Raw genomic sequence first — 20,607 nt, 5'->3', positions numbered from 1 at the left:
TGCGGAATAGCACGGCTGCTTGTGTGCTCGAAATTCCCGCTGGAGCAGCGGAACATTCCTGAACACCCTAGGACAAGCGATACAGGTCCGTCGCGTTGTCGCGGAAAATCATGGCGTGTTCGGCGTCGGACAGGCGGATGGGAAAGGCGTGGTTCGGATCGTCGTAGTCCCAGTGCGGGTAGTCGGTTGCAAACATGATGCGGTTCCAGCCGATCCAGGTCAGGGTGTCGCGCAGGTGATCGGCGCGTTCGGGTTCCTCCATCGGCTGCGTGGTGAACCAGATGTGTTCGCGGATATACTCTGATGGCGGACGCTTGCAGTTGGGGACTTCATCGCGCATCCGCGACCATTGCTGGTCGAGGCGCCAGCACAGGGCGGGCAACCAGGCGAAGCCGCCCTCGATCATCACCATGCGCAGGCGAGGGAATTTCTCGAATACGCCTTCCAGCACCAGGCTGGAGACCAGTGCCTGGAAGCTGTGAACGTTGATGTGGTGATCCTGCAAGTAATAACTGGGCCAGCCGCTGGGGGTAGAGGCATAGCCGCCGCCGACGCTGTTGACATGCACTGCGATCGGCAGATTGGCGGCCTGGGCAGCGGCGAAGAGCGGCCAGTAGCGTTTACGGCCCAGTGGTTCGTTGGTTTTGGATGGCAGCAGTATCTGGACGAAATTGCGGTCGTCCGCCCATTTGGCGATTTCTTCGACGGCGAGTTCGGGGTCCTCATGGGAGACGGTTATGGAGCCGCGCAGCCTGGAGTCCTGGCGGACCCATCGTTCCAGTTGCCATTCGTTCACCGCCGCGCTGTAGGCTGCGTCGAGGTCCGTGTTGCGGGCGCTGCCGTGCAATGGGGTCAGGATGCCGATCGCGATGTCGTTGGCGTCAAGCAACTGCGCTTGCAGAAACGCCAGATCAGACCCTGGCGGCCCGCCATTCGGCGGCCAGGCGTCGCGGCGGGCGGTGGCCGGTGCCGCTTTCGGATATTGCGTGCCGGTGGTGAATGGGACGCGGGGCTGCAATCCGTACGCAGCGAGATGCGATCGCCACTGTTCCGACAGCCAGGGATCCAATTCCGAGCGCGAACGCATCGTTGGGTGGATGTCGCAATCGACGATGCCGGTACGGATCGTGGCAGCAGTGGAACGGTCGAGCACTTCGCTCATGACAGCGTCTCCTGTAAGCGCGGATAGGTCGCCAGCGGGTTTTCGATCGTCAGCCGGCGGATGAGGTCGGGGGACAGGCCGGGCGGCAGTGATTGTGTTCCGTCGAAATGCCAATGGGGGAAATCGGTTGCGAACAACAGCATTTCGTCGCCGCCGATATGTTCCAGGATGCGTTCGACCTCGGCTGTGCCGGGGGCATCGAACGGTTGCATCGTCAGCCTGACGTGCTGACGGACCAGTTCCGCGGGCGAACGGGTGAACCAGGGGGTTTCGCTGCGCAGCCCTCGCCAGGATTTTATCGCACGCCACAGGAAGGCGGGCAGCCAGGTGACGCCTGACTCGATCAGAACCACACGCAGCGTCGGAAAATGATTGAAGACGCCCTCACCCATCAAGGACAGGAGTTGCGCCTCGAAGCCCATGGTTTGGCCGACGTAGTCCTGAACGAAGTGGGACGGCCAGCCGTTCGATGTCGGGGCGTGGCGGAAGGCGCTGCCGGCGTGGATGCCGATGGGGAGGTCGTGCTTCGCGGCGGCCTCGTAAATTGGCCAGTAGTAGCGGCGGCCGAGCAGCATCTCACCGGAAGCCAATAGCTGGACCTGGACGAAGCGTTTGTCGTCGGCGCAACGTTCGATTTCCCGAGCGGCGTAGGTGGGACTTTGCGTGGGTACGACGATCGAGGCGCGTAGCCTTGGTTCCCGGTCCAGCCACTCGGCGACCACCCAGTCGTTGACGGCCTGGCAGAGGGTCTGGGCCAGGTCCTCGCTGTGGACGGCCTGGCCGCCGTGCAGGCAGGTGGCGATCGCGAGCCTTGTGCCGAAGGCGTCCAGCGCGTGGCGTTGCAGGAAAGCGAGGTCGGTGCCGGGTTTGCCGGTGGCAGGGCGCCAGTCGGGACGGCAGGACAGCGGGGCACCGGGTGGATAGCTGGCCAGTTCCAATCCGTCGGTGCCACGGGAGACGATCATCTCCTGCCACGCCTGGCTCATATAGGGCAGCAGGGCCTTCATGCCGGGAACGGCGATGTGGACGTCGCAATCGATCGCGCCGGCGGGTGCGGTCGTGCGTTCGGTCGAGGGGCGCTGCAACACCTGAGACAACGTGGATACCCTTCGCGTGGTGGATGCGCGCGACCTAGTGCGGGCGCTCATTGTTGTTGGTGCGGTGATCACCGGACAGCCAGCGGGCGAGCTCCGAATGCGCATCCTTGCGGCGCATGGCGGAAATCTGCTGGGCCTCCGGTGCATCGACCGTGAACTCCAGCCTGATATCGTCCGGTGTCTTAAGGTACATCGATACACAATAGCCATGATCGATGACCCGTACCGGAACGCCGGCCGCATCGCATCTGGCTTTCAATTCGTCGAAGGTCTTCTGAGTAGCCTTGAAGGCGCTGTGCAACGAGCCGCCGACTTCCTGGAAAATCGCTCGGTTCTTCTGCCAGGCCTCTTCATCGGCAAACTGAAAGAAGGCGAGCGCGCCGCCGTCGGCAAATTCGTAGAAGGTGTGGCAGTAATCCACTTCCCGGCCCACCTCCGAACGAAACGTTCGTTCGCACCAGGTGGCGGCAAGCGGAATGCCCAGGATATCCTCGATGAACCTGCGGTTCACCTCCTGGTCCCGCACACAGAAGGCCTGGTGATGCAGGCGTTGTGGCAGCTCCGCCAGCGGCTGCGCGGATGAGCGGGTGTTGTCGGGTTGTGCGTCCATGGCATCCTCTCTTTGTTGCGGTCATCTACCTAGGCACGCCGTACGTTCCAGAATGTGGGCTGACCGTTCAGCACGCCGGTGATGTTTGACCTGAAGGCTGTGGGCGCCACGGACTGCCCCAAGGGTATATAGGGCACATCCTCGAACGCCTGCAGTTGCAGTTGTCGCCCGGCTTCCTTCTGGGCGGCAAGATCGGGCGCATCGAACCACGCGTCGCGCAGCGCCTCCAGCTTCGCGCTGACCGGCCAGCCCGGAGGGGCCGCCTTGCCGTTGCCGCGCAGCCAAAGATGACTGGCCGGATTCATCTGGTTGACGCCGTTGTCGTTGATGACGAACACATTCCAGCCACCCTGATCGATCGGGTCCATCTTGATGCGCCGTTGCACAAGCGTCGTCCAGTCGATGGATTGATAGTCGACGTTCAGGCCCACCTTCCGGAACACATCGGCCGTCACGTCACCCATCAGCTTCAGGTAGACCACGTCCACCGCCACCATCAGCGCGATTTTCTCGCCTTTGTATCCGGCGTCCGCGATCGCCTTGCGTACCTTGTCGTAGTCCCTGGGACCGGTCAACGCCGCCATGCCGGCGTCGGAGGTCAGCGGCGTGCCGGGGCAAAAGAACCCGACCTTATCGCGCCACAGCGAGGTATCCTGGCCGTTCACCGCCTGCATGTAGTCGGCCTGGGAGACGGCGCCGATCAGGGCACGCCGTAGGGCGGGGTTGTCGAACGGCGGCAGCAACTGATTGAAGCGCATAAAGGCGATCAAACCGGTCGGCGCGATCGTCCGCACCGTGATGTTCCGGTCCTTGCGCAACACCGGCAGCAGGTCGGGGTTCGGCGTCTGCAGCCAGTCCACCTCGCCGCGCTGCAGAGCAGCCGTGGCCGTCGCGTTGTCCGGCATGATCGCCCATTCCACCCGATCGAAGCTCGGTCGTTTCGGTCCCGCGGTCGTTTCTGTCACACCGTCCTCGCGCGGCATGTAACCGGTGAAACGCTCGTAGACGACGCGGGCGCCGGGGATCCGTTCGTCGGCTTTGTAACGATAGGGACCGCTGCCCGTCGGATCGGTGATAGGCTTGTATGGGTCGGTGATCGCCAAGCGCTCCGGCATCACCGGGCACAGGAAGGCCATCGGCTTGGCGAGTGCATCCGGTAGCAATGGAAACGGCTTTTTCAGGCGAAAGCTGATCACCTTGTCGCCGTCGTATCCCACCTCGTCGGTGGCAGCCATCAGCGCCTGGCCAAACGCATCGCGGGCGCCCCAGCGGCGGACGCTGGCCGCACAGTCGCGCGCCAGCACCTTCTGCCCGTCATGAAACTTCAACCCGTCGCGCAAGGTCAGGCGCCAGAGCTTGCCATCATTGTCTGTGGTAAACCCTTGGACCATCTGCGGCTGCGGCCGGAACGAATCGTCCAGACCGAACAGCGTGTCATAGACGAGATACGCATGCTCCCGCGTCTGGGCGGCCGGTGTCACGATCGGGTCCAGGATGACCATGTCCGCCTCCGGCACGAACCGGATCGTGCTGGCGGTTTCGCTGCGCCCGATGGCGGGGAGCGCTACGCCCGCGGCGGCACCTGCGAGAAAGCGTCGGCGCTGCATGGACCGTCCTCCGTTGTTGTTTTATCGCCACCGCCTTGTGACGATGGTCGGTATGTTGACTACTGTCTGGTCTGGACGGCCGCGGTGACGCTTGCCGGCATCGAACTCATGCACATAACCCGCAAGAGCCAGCTGCTGCCCGTAGGCGAACTGTGCCCAGCCCGGCAACTCTATTCGTTGGCGGGATAATGCCCGTCATTTCTGCGGAACTAGCGCGTCCGCGATGGAAGTTTGCGACAGGACCACCCCGCCTGACGATGGAATTCGAATAACAGCTTCTCGTCAAAGTCAGGCAGTAACGAGCGCGCCCCGTCGAAAGGTAGGGCGGCGTCCTGATTATGCGGGCGCCGCCAGTCAATCAGCCGTTCACTTGCTGCATCAGCTTTGTCCAGCGGTCGATGATAGGGAGTACCGCATCCGACTTCTCGGGCGGCAGCATCGGGACCACCCGGGCAACGCCGAGGTCCTTCAGGCGCTTTAACCGGTCGACGTCCTCGGCAAGGCCGAATGCTGTGATTTCGATCGAGGCGGGATCGCGTCCGGCCTCGCGCGCCATCTTCTGAAACTCGGGAATTTCCACCGTAAGATCGCCGCGGGCGGTGGGAATCCAGCCGTCGCCATACCTGATCGCGCGCCGGGCGCCCTGCGGAAAGGCCCCTCCGACATGGATGGGAGGATGCGGCTTCTGAACCGGCTTCGGCCACGCCATGATCGGATCGAAATTGACGAACTCGCCGTGGTATTCGGCCTTCGGTTTCGACCAAATCTCCTTCATCGCCTCGATGCTTTCACGCACCCGTTTGAACCGGGTTTTGTAGACTGTCCCGTGGTTCTCCATTTCGTCCTGGTTCCAGCCGCCGCCTATGCCCAACAGGAAACGGCCCTGGCTCACCTGGTCGATGGATGCCACCAACTTCGCCGTCTGGATCGTGTCACGCTGTTGAACGAGCAATACGCCAGTGCCGAGCTTGATCGTTTTGGTGGCGTTCGCCGCGGCTGCGAGGACGACGAAGGGGTCCATCGCATCGGCATATTGCTTGGGCAGATCACCGCCGCCCGGAAATGGCGTCTTGCGTGAAACCGGTATGTGCGAGTGCTCCGGTGCCCAGACGCTATCGAAGCCACGCTGTTCCAACGCCACAGCCAGCTCCGGTGCCGTCATGGAGTATTCAGTAAAGAACATTGCGCCGCCGAACTTCATTTTATCCTCCTCTGCGCGATTTCACGGTCGAGGCTAGACCAATGCGGTGTCCGCGGCCATAGCGCCGCAAACAGGGCTCCCCGAGGCTGCGCCATTGCTCGTTCGGACGTCCAAGGGCAACCTCGGTGATGCAGAGGAGAGGGGAAAATTCATGGAACCAGGGAAACGGCTGCCCGGTAAGGTCGCCATCATAACCGGTGGCGCGTCCGGCATCGGTGAGGCCACCGCCAAGATATTCGCGAGCCATGGCGCCAGCGTCGTGCTCTGTGATTTGCAGGATGAACTGGGCAAGCGGGTCGCCGGTGAGATTGTAGCGGCCGGCGGGTCTGCGGAATATCGCCATTTGGACACAAGGAACGAGGCTGAATGGACGGCCCTCGTCGAGGCTGTCGAAAAAACACATGGCCGGATTGATGTGCTCTGCAACATTGCGGGCATCGGTAGCGCGGTAGACCCGTCCAGCGGAAAGAGGGCGCGAATGGAACTGCCCGGCCTATCATTGGATAGCTGGAACCAGATCATGGCGGTCAACGCCGCCGGCGTCTTCCTCGGGACCAAAGCCGTTCATGCCGCCATGAAGCGGGCGGGCGGCGGGTCGATCATCAACATCTCATCGATCTGCGGGATCGTCGGCTCGTTCGGAAATGCCGCCTACAACGCATCGAAAGGGGCTGTGCGGATATTCACGAAATCGGCGGCCCTGCAATATGCGAAGGACCAGATCCGGGTGAACTCCGTCCACCCCGGCTTTGTCGAAACGCCTCTGGCTGCTCCTGGCCTTGTGGGAGATCCCGGCAAGACGCGGATGGATGCCACGCCTTTAGGCCGATACGGCAAGCCGTCCGACATCGCGTTCGGTTGTCTCTATCTGGCATCCGACGAGACGGCCTGGATGACGGGCAGTGAATTGGTGATCGATGGCGGGATGACGGCCAACTGATGGCAATTCGGTAGTCTAAGTCTTGGTTTCTTAGGCCACTGCCCTACGGGCCGGCATCGCAAGATCTTCCTTGCCAAATCCTGTCGCCGTAACTGTGGATCGGAAGGAAATCCTCGCATTGTCCCGTATGCTGATCGCCGTCCTGGCGATGTTCTTACAACAGACCTGCGGGTCCGTCGGGCGCGTGCTGCCGGCGGTGTTGGCGCCTCTCATTATTCTCGAGCTGCACGCAGATCCGTCCTGGGTTGGCGTCTATTTCGGACTGACCGCGGTCGCGGGACTCATCGGCCAGCTTGGATCGGGAGGTTTCATCATCCGCCACGGCGCCATCCGGATGAGCCAGGCCGCACTGCTGTCTGTGGGTGGCGGGATGGCGGTCGCGGTCGTCGGCGGCGCGACCGGCTTTGTGCTCTCGGCGCTCGTCGGCAACGGTGTCGCAGCCGTCGCCACACCGGCCAGCTCGCAGCTACTGGGGCGCTGGGCGATCCGGCGCTATGCCCCATTCGCCTTCTCCATCACCCAGACCGCCATTCCGGCAGGCATCCTGCTCGCCGGCTCGCTCGGCCCGCTACTGGCGCAATCCCTCGGTTGGCGCGGCACCATGCTGGTCAGCGCAGCAGCCTGTTGGTTGTTCGCGCTGCTGTTGCAGCCTTTGCACCGCCGACTCGACACCGAGGCCACGCCGACGCACGCCATTCACTGGTCGGATTTCCGCACCACTATCACCGGCGTGCTGGCGGCACACGAGCTCCGCGCGCTGTCATTTGCATGCTTCGCGTTCAACGGCATGCAAGCGGTGTTCATTGCCTACTTTGTGACGTGGCTCACCGTACTTGGCTATGATCTTGTTGCTGCGGGATCCTTGTTTGCGACGGTGATCGCGATCGCCATCCCATGCCGCGTCCTCTGGGGCTGGATCGGCAGTTTCTACATCGCGCCACGCCTGATGATGGCCGTGCTGGCGTTCGGCATGGCGGCGAGCATCGTGCTGGTGGGCGTCTTCACCCCGGCTTGGCCGCCACTCGCGATTGCCACGGTGGCCGGCGTGGTCAGCGCAACCGCAATGTCCTGGCACGGCATATTGTTGTCCGAGGCGGCGCGCCTGGCACCGTCCGGACGGGCCGGGCCGGTGACCGGCGGCGTATTGTCGTTCGGCCAGATGGGAGCGATTCTGTGCCCATCGGTATTTGCCCTGTTGCTGCGCGTGACAGGCGGCTACGCGGCTGGATGGGCGGCGTGCGCCATCCCGGCGTTGCTGGTTGGGTTGGATCTTCTCCGTGGGGTTAGGGTCGTGCAGGCCGGTCCAACCGGTCATGAAACTAAGATGCCCTCACAAGCGTTGCGCACATCGCAAGCAGCGCATCGACAAGACCAGCAAGGCGGGCCCTGATCGAGGCTGCCGGCGCGACGTTGCGATACCTCCCGCCCTACAGTCCGGTCCGCTTACTTTGCCAATTCCTTCGTCGAGGCTCGGGTGAATTTCTGAAACCGGCCCATTTTTGTTGGCAGCGGCGTATCGGGAAAGACGGCAAGCCAGTCTGTCGCCGCGACTTCTCCAACGTACATATCACCTGTCGAGTCGAGCGCGATGCTATGTGGCGAGACAAATTGGCCAGGCTCAAGTCCAGCGCCCCGTCCTTGATCGAGGCGCCCAAGAAGCTCTCCGCTCTGAGCGAAAACGCTGACTCTCGGTCCAAGATTTGGCGTAAGCCTATTGACGGCAAGATATGACATAAGTTCCCCAACGATACAGTGCGGACACGGACCGCCGGTGATCGCCAGGGCGCTTGGCCGGTGCATATTGTTGATTTGCGTCTCATATTTGCCGTTGCCGTCGAAGATCTGGACCCGGTCGTTTTCGCGATCCGCAACGTACACCCAGCCCTCAGCGTCGCAACAAATATTGTGAGGCAGGTTGAATTGACCGGGGCCGGTTCCAGGCTCGCCCCAGCTCATCAAAAACGTACCGTCGGGCGCGAATTTATGGACGGCGGCATTGCCGTAGCCGTCTGAAACATAAATATCGCCTTTCGGCGACAGCGCACTGTGGGTGCATCGGCAGAACGGCCGATTACTCATAAACGGCGCGGGCTTCTCTGGCGTGCCGAGTTGCAGCAGCAACTTACCGTCGAAAGTGAATTTTCTTACGGTATGATCGCCGTTATCGGTGAGATAAATAACGTCGTCGTGACCGATATGGGCGCCATGTGCGTTGCTGAAGACGCCATGCCCCCACGAATTCAGAAATGTTCCGGCCTTGTCGAGGACGACGACAGGGTGCTGCCCACGGTTGAAGAGATATACACGATCTTTCCCATCCACCGCGATGCCTGCCACATCACCGAGCACGATCTCGTCTGGAAGCTTGGCCCAATCGGATTGCACGGTGAATTTGAAGGTCTCCTTGTCGTTCGCTTCAATCATTTTTTCTCCTACTCAGAATCTGTCTATGGGCAGCTCGGGTCAATCGGTGCGCTTTCGATTGCAATCTTCAATCGCATTGCCGAGGTTGGCTGGAAACGCAACGATCCGACTTCCGCAATCGATAGCATCGACGCCCGAGAATGGAAACCGCCGGACGGTGTCCGACCTGTCCGATCGGGACCCCAATCGCTGCCGGCAAACGTAAGCCAAGCAGATTCTTCCACCAAGTTTGCGACAGAGCCGAAGATGATCCTCTACCAGGGCGTCACAGACAGAACCGCGTTGTCTTGCAGGCCATCCGGCCGTGTACCAACGCCTTTCAGGTTGCCTGGCCGCCCAGATATGCGCTGTGCAGGATATCGCTGCCAGCTAGGTCCCGCGCCAGCCCTTCGTGGACGATCCGGCCGGTTGCCATCAGATAGCACCGATCCGCATGCGCCAGCGCCTTCTCGACTAGTTGCTCGACCAGCAGGATTGCCACGCCGTCGCGCGACAGCCTACGAGCCACGTCCAGGATCCGGTCGATCACCAGCGGCGCCAGCCCGCCGGACGGTTCGTCCAGGATCAGCAGACGCGGCTCCGCGATGATCCCTTGGGCCACCGCAAGTATCTGCTGCTGACCGCCCGACAGCCTCGACGCCGGCTGATGCCGCCGTTCCGCCATCTCCGGGAACAGATCGTACATCGCAGCCAGTTTCGACCGGTCGCCATGCTTGCTGCGGGCATAGGTGCCGATCAGAAGATTGTCCTCCACCGTCAGCGGGTGAAAGACGCGGTGCCCTTCCAGCACCTGTACCAGGCCGGCACGAACGATGTCACGTGGCGAGGCGTTGGTGATGTCCTGGCCGTCGAACCGGACCCGGCCGCCCCCCTTCGCGATCAGGCCGGACACCGCATGCAGCGTCGTGCTCTTGCCGGCGCCATTGCGGCCAAGCAACGCCACGAACTCCCCGGCAGCGACGGCCAGGCTGGTGCCGTGCACGACCTCGGCCTTGCCATAGGCGACGTGCAGGTCTTCGACGTCCAGCAGCGTGCTCATGCGCCCAGGTAGACCCTGATGACGTCCGGATCGTTACGGACCTCGGTGGGAGACCCATGCGCGATCATGCGCCCGAGATTCAGCGCGGTGACCCGATCGCAAACCTTGAACACGAAATCAGTATGATGCTCCACCAGCAGCACGCCGATTCCGCTGTCGCGCATCACCCCGATGATCGCGCCCAGATGCTCGATCTCCGCCACCGTCAGACCACCCGCGGGTTCGTCCAGCAGCACGAATTTCGGCCGCAGCGTCAGCGCCCGGGCAATCTCCAGGAACCGTTGCGCCGTGTGTTCCAGCAGATCGGCCCGACGATCCATGACCCCGCTGAGGCCGACCCCGCGCAACATCGCGGCGGCCCGCTCGCGCAGCGCCGTCTCTTCCCGCCGTGGCCGAGGCAACGCCCAGGCCGTCTCCAGAAAGCCGGAACGCACATCCGGCCACCCGCCCAGCATCGCGTTGTCCAGCACCGGCAGCGACAACACCAGCTTCGGCGTCTGGAACGTGCGCGCCACGCCACCCTTGGAGCGCTGACGTACCGATCGGCGGGTGACGTCCTGACCACACAGCCGGATCTGTCCCTCATCGATCGGGTAGTAGCCGGAGATCAGGTTCAGCAGCGTCGTCTTGCCGCTGCCATTCGGCCCGATCAGGCCATGCACCTCCCCCGGCCGCAACTCGAGCGACACGCCGTCGACAGCCGTCAGGCCGCCGAAGCGCTTCATCACCGTCTTGGCTTCCAGGGTATCGCTCATGCCCGCGGCCGGATCGCCGTACGGAGCTGTTCCAGGTCCGGCTCGATATGAGTTGACGATTGCGGTGTCCGGCGCAGTTTCTCCACCAAGGTATTGATCAGTTCGCCGAACCCGCCGGGCAGCACCAGGACCACGACCAACAAGATGAAGCCGTAGAAGAACGTGCCGTATTTCGCCAGCGGCCCGACCAGTTCCGGAATGGCGGCCAGCACCGCCGCACCGATGAACGGGCCGATGATGACACCGCGGCCGCCGATCACGATGGCCACAAAGAAGTAGATACCGAGGTTGACGATGAACGCATCGGGCGTGATGTAGCTCTGCGAGGTGGCATAAAGGCCTCCCGCCACACCCGCGGTGAAGCCACTGAACACGAACACGATCAGCTTGGTCCAGTAGATCGGTATCGCAACGGACGACGCGGCCACGGTGCTGTCGCGCAGCGCCACCATCGCCCGTCCCCACATGAAACGCGCCAAATTGGCCGTCATCCATGTGATGAACGCGGCAATGCCGAATACCAGCCAGTAAAATCCCCAAGGGGTATCGAAAGGCGCGGGGAAACTCGGTGCCGGCATGCCGACGCTGCCGTTGGTCAGCCATTGTTCGGCCTGCGCCAATTCGCTGACGATCAGGCCAAAGGCGAGTGTGGCCATGGCGAAGTAGAATCCTGGCAATCGCAGCGACGGCAACCCCAGCAGCAGCCCGATGACGGCACAGACGCCGCCACCCGCCAGCAAGGCGATGAACGGATTCCACCCCTGCCCGCCCGCCAACAGGCAAAATGCGTAGGCACCGATCGCCAGCAGCCCGACATGACCGACCGACAACTGCCCCGTGAACCCGACCAGCAGGTTCAGCGTCGCGATCAGCACCCAGTAAACGCCGATGACCGTGGCGACGTGCAGGTAATAGAGATTGCCGGTGATGTATGGCAGCAGCGCCGCGAACACGGTGAACACCGCCACGATCCCCGGCCGGACGAGGCTGTGTTTCATACCTGGCGAACCCGCGTGGTGCCGAACAAACCCTGTGGCCGGACCACCAGCAACAGGATCAGCAGGCCGATGGCGATGGTCTTCTGATACTGGGCGCCGAAATAATGCGTGGTCAGGGATGTCAACATGCCCAGAATGGCGCCGCCCACCAGCGCACCCACCGAACTGCCGATCCCGCCCACCGCCAGCGCAATGAACCCCGACAGGCCCAGGGCCGTGCCAAGCGCGAAATCCGCGAACGTCAACTGTCCGCCGGCGAAGCCCGACATCGCACCGAGGATGCCGGCCAACACATAGCTCAGCGACCGCATCCGATCCGTGGAAACACCACGAGCCCGAGCGGCGAACGCGTCTTCGGACATCGCGATAAACAGCTTGCCGGTCATCGATCGGCGGTAAAATTGCTCCAACCCCACCGCCATGGCCACGGCCAGCACCAGTGGCAGCCAGAATTTCTGGTCGAAAGCGCCGGCGAATTCCTGCGGCAGGACACGAGGAAACGGCGTCGGGTCAGTGCCCCACCAGATCGACATCGCCTCCTGCACCATGGTCGACAGCGCCAGCGTGCTCAGCACCCAAAGATGCTCATCCGACGCAGCGACGATCCGGCGCACCGCGATCACCTCACTGAGCCAACCGAACGCCGCCCCGGACGCCAGGCAGGCGACGAACCCCAACCAGAGCGGCCAATGCAGGTCCAAAACCAACCACGCGGTGCAGATGCCGCCGACCATGGCGAACTGCCCGGTGCCGAAACTCAGCACCTTCGAGGTCGAGTACATCACGTTGTAGACCAGCGCCGTCATGCCGTACAGGCCGCCCAACGCCAACCCGCTGATGATGACCAGCAGCACGCGCCGGTAGCCTCAGCCGATCTTCACCGGTGGATAGCCGCCATTGGGCAACAGGGCGTTGGCGTTGACCAGCACGATGCCCTCATCCTGGAAGCCATTATGATCTTTCGGCGTGTAGATGAACGGACCATACGGCGCCTTGATCACCGGGATGGATTCAAGCGCCGCCTTAACCTTCATCGGATCTGGATCACCCGCCTTGGTCAGGCCCTCGGCATAGATCGTCACCGCCGCATTACCCTGCAGGAACGCCGGCAGCCCCGCCGCCATATACGGACCGATGGTGTCCTTATGCTTGTCCATGAACGCCTGGACATTGTCGGGCAGTTTCCCCTGCGCATCGACGACCTCGTGCCGGTAGCCCAGCCCATAGGCGTTGTCCCAGTACGACCGCTTGGTCAGCAGCTTGGCGACCTGTTCCTGCAAAATCGTCGGATGGCCGACGATCGGCACGTCCCAGTTCTGCTCGCCGCGCGCATTCACCAGCCTGGCCACGAACCCGGTGGCATTGGACCATTCGGTGATGACGTCGGCACCGGCGTCCTTCGCCTTCAGCAACTCGTCGGTCACATCAGGCTTATTCGGGTCGACGGTGGCGGTATAGACCGGCTTCAGGTTACGCGCGGCCAGGAACTGCGTCACCTTGTCGCGCGACAGGACGCCATACCCCGTGTTGTCGTTGATGATCGCGACTTTGGTCTTCTTCAGGTCCTCGACCATGAATTTGACGGCGACCTTGATCCACTGGCCGTTGGCGTTGAGGTTACGAAACCCCAGCGGATATTTGACCGGATCGATCAGTTCCTCGACCGATCCGCCGATCAGATGCAATTTCTTTGCCCCCGAAACGATGCCCAGCGTCGGCAGCGCCTCGCCGCTGTTGATCGGGCCGCACAGCACGTCGATATTTTCGTTGTAAACCAGTTCCTTCGCGAAGCTCACAGCCTTCGACGGATCGGCGGCGCTGTCGCGCATCACCACCTCGATTTTCCGGCCGAGCAGGCCGCCTTTTTCGTTGAGATCAGCCACGGTCTGGTGGAAGCCCCAATCCTGCGCCTGCGCGTTGGAGGCGAACATGCCGGACACGGCGGCAATCCACCCCATCCGGATCGGCTTGTTCTGCGCAATCGCCGGCATAGCCAGGCCCGAGGCAATCCCTGTCGCCCCTGCCAACAAGCCGCGCCGCCCAAGTCCAGTCAGACGAAGTGCCTTCTGTGACATGTATTTTCTCCCGGCGGGCCTGTTCAGGTTGGCCCTTCATTTATTGTAGCGCACATCGTGCCGTCAGATGGACCTACAGGCAATAGGCGCCCTGCCGGTCAGGCAGGTGCCTTACCGTGCGGCAGGTCCGGTCCGGCACCGTTCGGGCCGGACCGCATCCGACCGTAGACCTTGGCCGCGATCACCACCTCGTCACGGCGGGCACCGGTGCGGCCAAGCCTGGTGTATTCCACGCCTGTCCTCCTCCTGAAGATTGGAAATTGCGATCACACCCCCTGACGCCGATCAGAGAAAGCCGGTCGAGATCCACGGAAAGGCAGCAATGATCACAACAGATGCCAGCAACGCAACGATATAAGGCAGCACGGCCAGTGCCGCCGTATCGGGGTCGCATTTGCCGACCGCGCAGGCGCCGTAATAGCCGACGCCCAGCGGCGGCGAGAACAGGCCGATGCTCATGGCCAGGATCGCGATCACCGCATAGTGGATCTCATTGATGCCGAACTGCTTCACGATCGGAAACAGCAACGGACCGAACAGGACGATCGCCGGTATACCCTCCAGCACCGACCCGAGGACGACGAACAGCACGATCGACAGCGCAATAAACACGAAACGGCCGCCAGGCGCCCGCAGCAGGGCATCCGACAGTTCGGCGGCAAAGCCGGATTGGGTCAACGCCCAACCCATCCCAGTCGCCATCGAGATGATCAGCATGATCGATCCGGTCAGGCGCACGGTCTCGGCGAGCATCGGGTAACAGCGCCGCCAATCGAACTCCCGGTAGATCAACAGGCCTGTCGCAAGCGAATAGATCAGGCCGATCGTGCTGACTTCCGTCGCCGTCGCGATCCCGCCGACCACGAAGTAGCGGATGACCAGCGGCAGCAGCAGACCCGGCGCAGCGATCACCAGCGCTCGGATTCGCGTCGCACCACTGGCCCGCGGCACCACCGTGTATCCGAAGCGGCGCGAGCGGAGCACCGCCACGGCGATCAACGCCCCGGCAGCGACCGCGGCCGGCAGCAGGCCACCGATGAAAAGCTGCTGGATCGACAGGTTGCAGACCGTGCCGATGATAATCAACACAAGACTTGGCGGGATCAATTCGGCCATGGCGCCAGAGGTGGACAGCAGCGCGATCATCTCGCTGCGCTGATAGCCCCGCCGTTCCATCTCCGGAAACAGGACCGGTGTGACGGCCGCCATGTCGGCGAGTTTCGATCCGGAAATCCCGGACACCAGGAACATGGCCGCAACGAGCACGATGTTGAGTCCGCCCGGCAGGTGGCCGATGAACGCCGATATGGCGTCGATCAGCCGCCTGGCGATGCCGGTCACCTCGATCAGCAAACCCAACAGCACGAAAAGCGGGATAGCCAGCAACACCGGATTGCTCATGCCCTGGTCCATCTGGCTGGCCACGACGCTCAACGGGACGTCGGTCATCACCGCCAGGTAGCTCATCGTGGCAATGCCGAAGGCGAAGGCGATCGGCACGCCGATGGCGATCTCCGCGGCGACGAGCACCACGAAGAACAGCACGAGGTTCAGGTTCCCCAGACCGGCGAGCAGATCCCGGCCCAGATAGATGGCGGCACCGAATGCCAGCAGGCCGGCAAACGACGCCAATACGAGTGTCGGCCGGCTTCTGATCAGCCGATCGACCGACACGATCAGGATCAGAACCAGCCCGACCACGATACCGGCGACCACGACGATGCGTGGGATCTGCATGGCCGGCAGGATATCGGTCGCCTCCTGACCCAGGTAACCGGAGGCGAAAAAATCCCCGCTGACGATCAGGCCGATCAGGTCGCGCAATCCGGTATAATCCGGAATGACTGTCGGCCAGATCGCCGCGGCGAGAAGCTGCAAGGCGAAAACCGCGATAAGCAGCGTCACCAGGATGCCGCAAATCTCGATGCCACCCGGACGCATCCGGCGCAGCAGCGCGGTTGAGCGCATGTGTTCATTGCGGCAATAGGCGCCGACAGCACCCAGCATGGTCAGCCACAGGAACAGCACGGTCGCGAGTTCGTCGCCCCAAACGAGCGCGTTGTCGAGCACATAGCGACAGAAGACATCCGTCGCGAGCAGGCAGACCTCGACCACCAGGATGGCCGATCCCAGTGCTTCGACGGCCCCCGCGATCACCCGGTCGATGACCAGGGTCCACCTGGCATGCGTATATTCGGGAGCCAAGGCCGCGCCGGCTGCCAGTCCACTGCCGCCATCGGTCATAGGCTGACGGCGTCCCGGCCGTGCATGAAACACACTTTGTTCATGGGCAAAGCAGACAACGGCAGGGCATCAGGTCAGCTTGCCGACAGATTTCTCCAGCAGGGCGAAGGGTTCGGCGCCATAGGCATCGCGCCATTGCTGGTACAGGCCCGCTTTGCGCACGACGTCCTTGAAGCTCTCCCGATCCGGCTCGATGAACGTCTGGTTCTGTGTCTTCAGGCGCGCCTCCAAACCGGTGTCGCCCTCCGCCAGGTCGCGCCGCTCCAGCAAGGCGGTCTCGTTGAAAACGCGGGTCACGATGGCCTGCAGATCGGGTGGCAGCCGGTGCCATGCCGGACCATTCGCCAGCATCTCCCACGGCGTGGGCTGGTGCAGTGTCATGATTACGTAGCGGCTGATCTCGAAATACCGAGCGGTCTCTATGCTGATCAGTGGCTGCTCCGCGCCGTCCACCAGATGGGTCTGCAGCGCGGTGTATAGCTCGCTGTTGTTCACCGGCGTCGGTGACGACCCCAGGGCACGAAAGAACGCGAGCTGCACCGGAGCCTGCGGCACCCGCAGCTTCAGCCCTGCCATGTCCGCCGCTGTATGGACGGCGCGGTTGCTCGTGAAAACATTGCGGAATCCGACATCCCACCCCTTGTCGAAGACATGCAACCCGGTGTGTTTGGTGATCTGGTCATGGATATAGCGCCCAAGATCGCCGTCGAGCGTCGTCCACACATCCTGATATCCATTGAAGGCGAAAGGCAGGGCGGCAAGATTCGCGGAGGGAACGACATTGGCCAGGATATTGTCACCGAGCAGCAGGAACTCCAGCGCACCCGTGCGCAACTGGGACAGCATCTGCGTGTCGTCGCCCAACTGGTTATTCGGAAAGACCTTGACGATCAGTTGCCCGTTCGACTCCTTGGCGATCTTGTCGGCAGCTTCCACAGCTCGGATGTTGACCGGGTGATCAACCGGGTTGTCATGACCAAGTTTGTACGTCACCGGCGCTGCGCGGACCGGATGCTTCAGGATGGCGAAGGTCGAGATGCCGGCAGCACCGGCGAGCAGCATGCGCCTGCCAACACGCAGTCCTTTTGTTTTGTCCTTAACCATACGTCCCCGCCCAGATTGCCGTCGTTTGCCTCAGCATTATGATATGAGGAAATGACGAACCTGGATCGCTGTCAATGCGGACTGCCGCGAGCGGCGAGAAGACGCACGGGTTCTGTCAGTGATTGCGCCATTTGTGTTGAATGGAGTGAAGTGGCAATCGCACACTGCGACCGATCCGAACTATTTCGTCCATTTCACCGGCCGCGCAGGCGGATGTGCTCGGATCACATTCTCATTGATCTCGACGCCCCAGCCGGGGGCGGTTGGGATCAGTGGTATCAGTTCATCTGCGAGGGCAGCCACAGCGCGAGTTGCGGAAACGCCGCCAACAGGAACAGCAGGACAAACATGATGATGTGGAATGGGATCGTGCCCATCACGACGTCGCCAAGCTCGCCGTCCCAGATGCTTTGAATGACAAACAGATTGATGCCGATCGGCGGCGAAATCTGCCCCAGCTCCACATACATGACCAGAATGACCCCGAACCAGATCGGGTCTATTCCGTAATGCCCAAGCACCGGGTAAAGCAATGGCACCGTAATGACGATCATGCCGATGCTTTCGACAAGACAACCCAGCACGGTATACAAGACAAACAGGGCGCCAAAGAACTCCAGATGGGACAATTGCAGTCCCACCAGCCAGCTTGTCACGCTCTCTCCGACACCGGCCACACCGATCGCATAGGCGTAAATATAAGCCGCATAGATAATAAACATCAGGTTGCCGCAGACCTGCACCGTTCGCTGCATCGCCTGGACGAAGTTGCGCCAGGTCATGTCGCCCCAGATCAGGCACAAAATCAGGGAGAACAGGCACCCGCCGGACGCAGCCTCCGTCGGTGTGGCCCAGCCGGCATAGATACTGCCCATGATCGCCCCGATCAGCAGCGCGAACGGCACCACATCGGCCAACGCCCCAAGCCATGTCTGGGCGGTCTCATTCACACCGCGCGGCACCGTCCCGCCGAATTGCGCTCGGACGGCGATATAGGCCATGAACATCAAGGTCAGCATGAAACCAGGAACGACCCCAGCCATGAACAGCTTGGCGACGGACGTATCGGTAAACGATCCATAGATGATCATCGCGATCGACGGTGGCAGCAAAATGCCGAGCGTTCCGCCCGCCGCCAGGGAGCCAGCCGAGAGGCGCTTGTCGTAGTTGCGCTGGACAAGCTGGGGCAGCGCCACGCCGCCGATGGAAGCCGCCGTCGCCACGGATGACCCGCTGATCGATGCGAACAGCGCACAGCCCACGATATTCGTCTGCAGCAATCCACCCGGCAAACGAGCAACGATCTTGGCCAGGCCGCGATAGATACGAAACGACAGGCCGCTGCGCTGCATCATCTCGGCCATCAGCACAAACAGCGGAATCGCCGTCAGCGTAAAGCTGTTCATACTGCCCCAGGTGACCAGGCCGATGCCCTTCAGCGCCGTCACGCCGTTCTGCATCAGCAGATAGATCACGCCAGGAATGGCGATCGCGAACGGCACCGCCATGCCGGCCGCAAGCAGCAGCAGGAATATGCCGAACGATCCGATCAGTTGAATTGCCAGATGCATCCCGCTACCGCCCCGCTGCCCTGAATCGCCGCCAATTACCCAGCATCGAGCGGCTTAACGACACGGTTGCGGCCAGCATACCGATCGGCATGAACGCCTGGGGAATCCACAGCGGCGTGGCCAGCAGCGTCGGCGCCTGGTCGCCGGATCGGTATGATTCCATCACGAAGCGCGTCAGTTGCCACAGCACGATCAGGCAGAACAGCAACGACAGGATGTCGAACAGCAGATGCGACGCCGCCTGCATCCGTGGAGACAACCGGGTCTGCACGAACTGGACATGGTGATAGGACCGGTAGACCTGGCAGACCGGCAGGCTGACGAACGAAATCCCGACGATGATATAACCGCCGAGTTCCTCGGACACCTCGAAGGAAAACCCGAACAGGTTGCGCGTGACGATCTCCGTGATGACCACGAGGCCCATCGCGACGATCGACACGGCGCAGACCGCCATGCAGGTTTTCTCCAACCAGGTCGGCGCCGGATGGAACTGGTCTTCCAACGCCTCGGGATCGTTGCCCATGACCCGATTACCGTGCCCCGGCCAGGCGCATCACCGTCCGACCGCGGCGCGCAGTTTACCAAGCGCTTCACCCGCATCGGCGGGATGATGCTTCGCCCAGTCATCCCAATACGGACGCATCTTGTCGGTCGCTTCCTTGATCTCCTCCGGCTTCGGATCCGTCAGGACCATGCCACCCTGGCCGAATTGTTTCGTCAGCTTGTCTTCCTGGCGATCCATCTCTTCCGACGCCCATGCAGACCATTTCGCGGCGGCTTCGCGCAGGATCGTCTGCGTCGCCGCCGGCAGCGCCTTCATCGCGTCCGCGTTGACGATATAGGTGCTGTTCACCCAAGACGTCGGAAAACCGTAACGATATTTCAGCAGGTCATGCCAAGGAATTCCACCGCCGGAGCTTGCGGTGAAAGCGCCATCGACCACGCCGCGGTCCAGCGCGGCGGCCACGTCCGGCGATCCCATCGTCAACGCCACGCCACCGAAGCGTCGGACAAACTCGCCCTGTTCGACGCTCGTTACACGCAACTTCAGCCCTTTAATGTCAGTCAGGCTTTCGATCTTCTTGCGGCCCCAGATCACCTGCACGGGATAATAATATTGGCCCAGCACCTCGATCCCACGCTTGCCATAGGCTGCATCCAGATACGGGCGCACGATCTCCAGCGCCTTTTTCATCTCGGTCTCATTCTGTATCAGCATGGGCAGGTGCAGGATGCCAGTCACCGGGATCGTACCGGTTGCGAAGCCATCGTCACCGAACTGGATGACGCTGTCCTGCACACCGGCGGTAATGCCGTCCGCCTTGATCGGCAGGCTGCCCCCCAGGTGAATATTGATCACCAGATCGCCGTGCGTCTTTTCCTTGACCTCATCGGCCATGTGAACGACAGCCTCGACCGATGGCTGATTGGCCACCGGGTTGTAGACATAGCATTCCCACGTCGTTGCCGCGTTGGACGGCCTTTCCTGGAGCACGAATGCAGCCAGCACCAGGCAGGCCACGACAAAGCTTCGGCGTATGGACATTCTCACGGACGTTTCCCTGCTTACCTTTTTCATCGTTAAACGGCGATTTAGATGCAGTTAACCGCGCATTGCGCGATTCGCCAAATGTCCGCGGGTCAGTCAGCGTCCGTCGGCGGGTTCCCGCGGCTGACGCGGCAGTGTGACCCCCGATCGGGGTCCAAAAATCGGATCGATGGCACAACCGATGAGATGGCCATTGCTGTCGGCGACATGAAGCGGCCGAACGGGCTA

At 62.1% G+C, this 20,607-nt stretch carries 19 protein-coding genes; 2 read left to right on the top strand and 17 right to left on the bottom strand.

Annotated elements, in window-relative coordinates; genetic code table 11:
• Window positions 1-67: 67 nt before the first annotated feature.
• From GSQ89_RS09845 to GSQ89_RS09825, 5 genes are all read right to left on the bottom strand, one after another.
• Window positions 68-1,162 carry an amidohydrolase family protein gene (locus GSQ89_RS09845; protein ID WP_158924485.1) on the bottom strand — a complete coding sequence of 365 codons (1,095 nt, stop codon included), beginning with the start codon at window positions 1,160-1,162 and terminating at the stop codon, window positions 68-70.
• Window positions 1,159-2,250 (bottom strand): amidohydrolase family protein, encoded by a 1,092-nt coding sequence (locus GSQ89_RS09840; RefSeq protein ID WP_254073149.1) that lies wholly within the window; start codon window positions 2,248-2,250, stop codon window positions 1,159-1,161. The genes GSQ89_RS09845 and GSQ89_RS09840 overlap by 4 nt, the downstream gene beginning before the upstream one ends.
• Before the next feature lie 43 nt (window positions 2,251-2,293).
• The gene (locus GSQ89_RS09835) at window positions 2,294-2,869 is read right to left on the bottom strand and encodes a VOC family protein (RefSeq protein ID WP_158924481.1); all 576 of its coding nucleotides are present in this window, start codon (window positions 2,867-2,869) and stop codon (window positions 2,294-2,296) included.
• Between the two features lie 29 nt (window positions 2,870-2,898).
• On the bottom strand, window positions 2,899-4,476 hold the full coding sequence (locus GSQ89_RS09830; protein ID WP_158924479.1) for an ABC transporter substrate-binding protein: 1,578 nt from the start codon (window positions 4,474-4,476) through the stop codon (window positions 2,899-2,901).
• A gap of 358 nt (window positions 4,477-4,834) precedes the next feature.
• A complete protein-coding gene (locus GSQ89_RS09825) occupies window positions 4,835-5,677 on the bottom strand; it encodes an LLM class F420-dependent oxidoreductase (RefSeq protein ID WP_158924477.1) in 843 nt (280 codons plus the stop codon).
• Between the two features lie 151 nt (window positions 5,678-5,828).
• Between GSQ89_RS09825 and GSQ89_RS09820 the strand changes: the two genes are divergently transcribed.
• The gene (locus GSQ89_RS09820; protein WP_158924475.1) at window positions 5,829-6,617 is read left to right on the top strand and encodes an SDR family NAD(P)-dependent oxidoreductase; all 789 of its coding nucleotides are present in this window, start codon (window positions 5,829-5,831) and stop codon (window positions 6,615-6,617) included.
• Between the two features lie 127 nt (window positions 6,618-6,744).
• Window positions 6,745-8,007 carry an MFS transporter gene (locus GSQ89_RS09815; RefSeq protein WP_254073148.1) on the top strand — a complete coding sequence of 421 codons (1,263 nt, stop codon included), beginning with the start codon at window positions 6,745-6,747 and terminating at the stop codon, window positions 8,005-8,007.
• Between the two features lie 53 nt (window positions 8,008-8,060).
• Here GSQ89_RS09815 and GSQ89_RS09810 read toward each other — a convergent pair whose 3' ends face one another.
• The 12 genes from GSQ89_RS09810 to dctP form a co-directional block, all read right to left on the bottom strand.
• Entirely contained in the window at window positions 8,061-9,041 is a 981-nt protein-coding gene (locus GSQ89_RS09810; RefSeq protein WP_158924470.1) for a peptidyl-alpha-hydroxyglycine alpha-amidating lyase family protein, read from the bottom strand.
• A 319-nt stretch (window positions 9,042-9,360) separates the two neighbouring features.
• Entirely contained in the window at window positions 9,361-10,080 is a 720-nt protein-coding gene (locus GSQ89_RS09805; protein WP_158924468.1) for an ABC transporter ATP-binding protein, read from the bottom strand.
• Entirely contained in the window at window positions 10,077-10,835 is a 759-nt protein-coding gene (locus GSQ89_RS09800) for an ABC transporter ATP-binding protein (protein WP_158924466.1), read from the bottom strand. Before GSQ89_RS09800 ends, GSQ89_RS09805 begins: the two co-directional genes overlap by 4 nt.
• Window positions 10,832-11,833 carry a branched-chain amino acid ABC transporter permease gene (locus GSQ89_RS09795; protein WP_158924464.1) on the bottom strand — a complete coding sequence of 334 codons (1,002 nt, stop codon included), beginning with the start codon at window positions 11,831-11,833 and terminating at the stop codon, window positions 10,832-10,834. The genes GSQ89_RS09800 and GSQ89_RS09795 overlap by 4 nt, the downstream gene beginning before the upstream one ends.
• Window positions 11,830-12,687: a branched-chain amino acid ABC transporter permease gene (locus GSQ89_RS09790; RefSeq protein WP_158924462.1), complete on the bottom strand. Its 858-nt coding sequence runs from the start codon at window positions 12,685-12,687 to the stop codon at window positions 11,830-11,832. Before GSQ89_RS09790 ends, GSQ89_RS09795 begins: the two co-directional genes overlap by 4 nt.
• A 12-nt stretch (window positions 12,688-12,699) precedes the next feature.
• Entirely contained in the window at window positions 12,700-13,908 is a 1,209-nt protein-coding gene (locus GSQ89_RS09785; RefSeq protein ID WP_158924460.1) for an ABC transporter substrate-binding protein, read from the bottom strand.
• Window positions 13,909-14,006: 98 nt separating this feature from the next.
• Window positions 14,007-14,141 carry a hypothetical protein gene (locus tag GSQ89_RS39770; protein WP_256367313.1) on the bottom strand — a complete coding sequence of 45 codons (135 nt, stop codon included), beginning with the start codon at window positions 14,139-14,141 and terminating at the stop codon, window positions 14,007-14,009.
• 52 nt (window positions 14,142-14,193) lie between these two features.
• Window positions 14,194-16,152 carry a TRAP transporter large permease subunit gene (locus GSQ89_RS09780; protein WP_158924458.1) on the bottom strand — a complete coding sequence of 653 codons (1,959 nt, stop codon included), beginning with the start codon at window positions 16,150-16,152 and terminating at the stop codon, window positions 14,194-14,196.
• 69 nt (window positions 16,153-16,221) lie between these two features.
• Window positions 16,222-17,214, bottom strand: a complete 993-nt coding sequence (locus GSQ89_RS09775; protein ID WP_158924456.1) for a TRAP transporter substrate-binding protein — start codon at window positions 17,212-17,214, stop codon at window positions 16,222-16,224.
• Window positions 17,215-17,534: 320 nt separating this feature from the next.
• Window positions 17,535-18,827 carry a TRAP transporter large permease gene (locus tag GSQ89_RS09770; protein ID WP_158924455.1) on the bottom strand — a complete coding sequence of 431 codons (1,293 nt, stop codon included), beginning with the start codon at window positions 18,825-18,827 and terminating at the stop codon, window positions 17,535-17,537.
• A gap of 4 nt (window positions 18,828-18,831) precedes the next feature.
• Window positions 18,832-19,353, bottom strand: a complete 522-nt coding sequence (locus GSQ89_RS09765) for a TRAP transporter small permease (protein ID WP_158924454.1) — start codon at window positions 19,351-19,353, stop codon at window positions 18,832-18,834.
• Window positions 19,354-19,383: 30 nt separating this feature from the next.
• The gene (gene dctP / locus GSQ89_RS09760) at window positions 19,384-20,376 is read right to left on the bottom strand and encodes a TRAP transporter substrate-binding protein DctP (RefSeq protein ID WP_158924452.1); all 993 of its coding nucleotides are present in this window, start codon (window positions 20,374-20,376) and stop codon (window positions 19,384-19,386) included.
• Between the last annotated feature and the right edge of the window lie 231 nt (window positions 20,377-20,607).

It is taken from the genome of Acidisphaera sp. S103, assembly GCF_009765975.1.
Classification (GTDB): Bacteria; Pseudomonadota; Alphaproteobacteria; order Acetobacterales; family Acetobacteraceae; genus Rhodopila.
Note: the sequence above shows the minus strand (reverse complement) of the source record. Positions and strands in the feature narration are given on the sequence as shown.

Bases quoted from the DNA above. Each gene is read 5' to 3' on its own strand.
- GSQ89_RS09845 (WP_158924485.1), bottom strand. From the start codon at position 1,162: ATGAGCGAAGTGCTCGACCGTTCCACTGCTGCCACGATCCGTACCGGC.
- GSQ89_RS09835 (WP_158924481.1), bottom strand. From the start codon at position 2,869: ATGGACGCACAACCCGACAACACCCGCTCATCCGCGCAGCCGCTGGCG.
- GSQ89_RS09830 (WP_158924479.1), bottom strand. From the start codon at position 4,476: ATGCAGCGCCGACGCTTTCTCGCAGGTGCCGCCGCGGGCGTAGCGCTC.
- GSQ89_RS09825 (WP_158924477.1), bottom strand. From the start codon at position 5,677: ATGAAGTTCGGCGGCGCAATGTTCTTTACTGAATACTCCATGACGGCA.
- GSQ89_RS09820 (WP_158924475.1), top strand. From the start codon at position 5,829: ATGGAACCAGGGAAACGGCTGCCCGGTAAGGTCGCCATCATAACCGGT.
- GSQ89_RS09815 (WP_254073148.1), top strand. From the start codon at position 6,745: ATGCTGATCGCCGTCCTGGCGATGTTCTTACAACAGACCTGCGGGTCC.
- GSQ89_RS09810 (WP_158924470.1), bottom strand. From the start codon at position 9,041: ATGATTGAAGCGAACGACAAGGAGACCTTCAAATTCACCGTGCAATCC.
- GSQ89_RS09805 (WP_158924468.1), bottom strand. From the start codon at position 10,080: ATGAGCACGCTGCTGGACGTCGAAGACCTGCACGTCGCCTATGGCAAG.
- GSQ89_RS09800 (WP_158924466.1), bottom strand. From the start codon at position 10,835: ATGAGCGATACCCTGGAAGCCAAGACGGTGATGAAGCGCTTCGGCGGC.
- GSQ89_RS09795 (WP_158924464.1), bottom strand. From the start codon at position 11,833: ATGAAACACAGCCTCGTCCGGCCGGGGATCGTGGCGGTGTTCACCGTG.
- GSQ89_RS09785 (WP_158924460.1), bottom strand. From the start codon at position 13,908: ATGTCACAGAAGGCACTTCGTCTGACTGGACTTGGGCGGCGCGGCTTG.
- GSQ89_RS09780 (WP_158924458.1), bottom strand. From the start codon at position 16,152: ATGACCGATGGCGGCAGTGGACTGGCAGCCGGCGCGGCCTTGGCTCCC.
- GSQ89_RS09775 (WP_158924456.1), bottom strand. From the start codon at position 17,214: ATGCTGCTCGCCGGTGCTGCCGGCATCTCGACCTTCGCCATCCTGAAG.
- GSQ89_RS09770 (WP_158924455.1), bottom strand. From the start codon at position 18,827: ATGCATCTGGCAATTCAACTGATCGGATCGTTCGGCATATTCCTGCTG.
- GSQ89_RS09765 (WP_158924454.1), bottom strand. From the start codon at position 19,353: ATGGGCAACGATCCCGAGGCGTTGGAAGACCAGTTCCATCCGGCGCCG.
- dctP (WP_158924452.1), bottom strand. From the start codon at position 20,376: ATGTCCATACGCCGAAGCTTTGTCGTGGCCTGCCTGGTGCTGGCTGCA.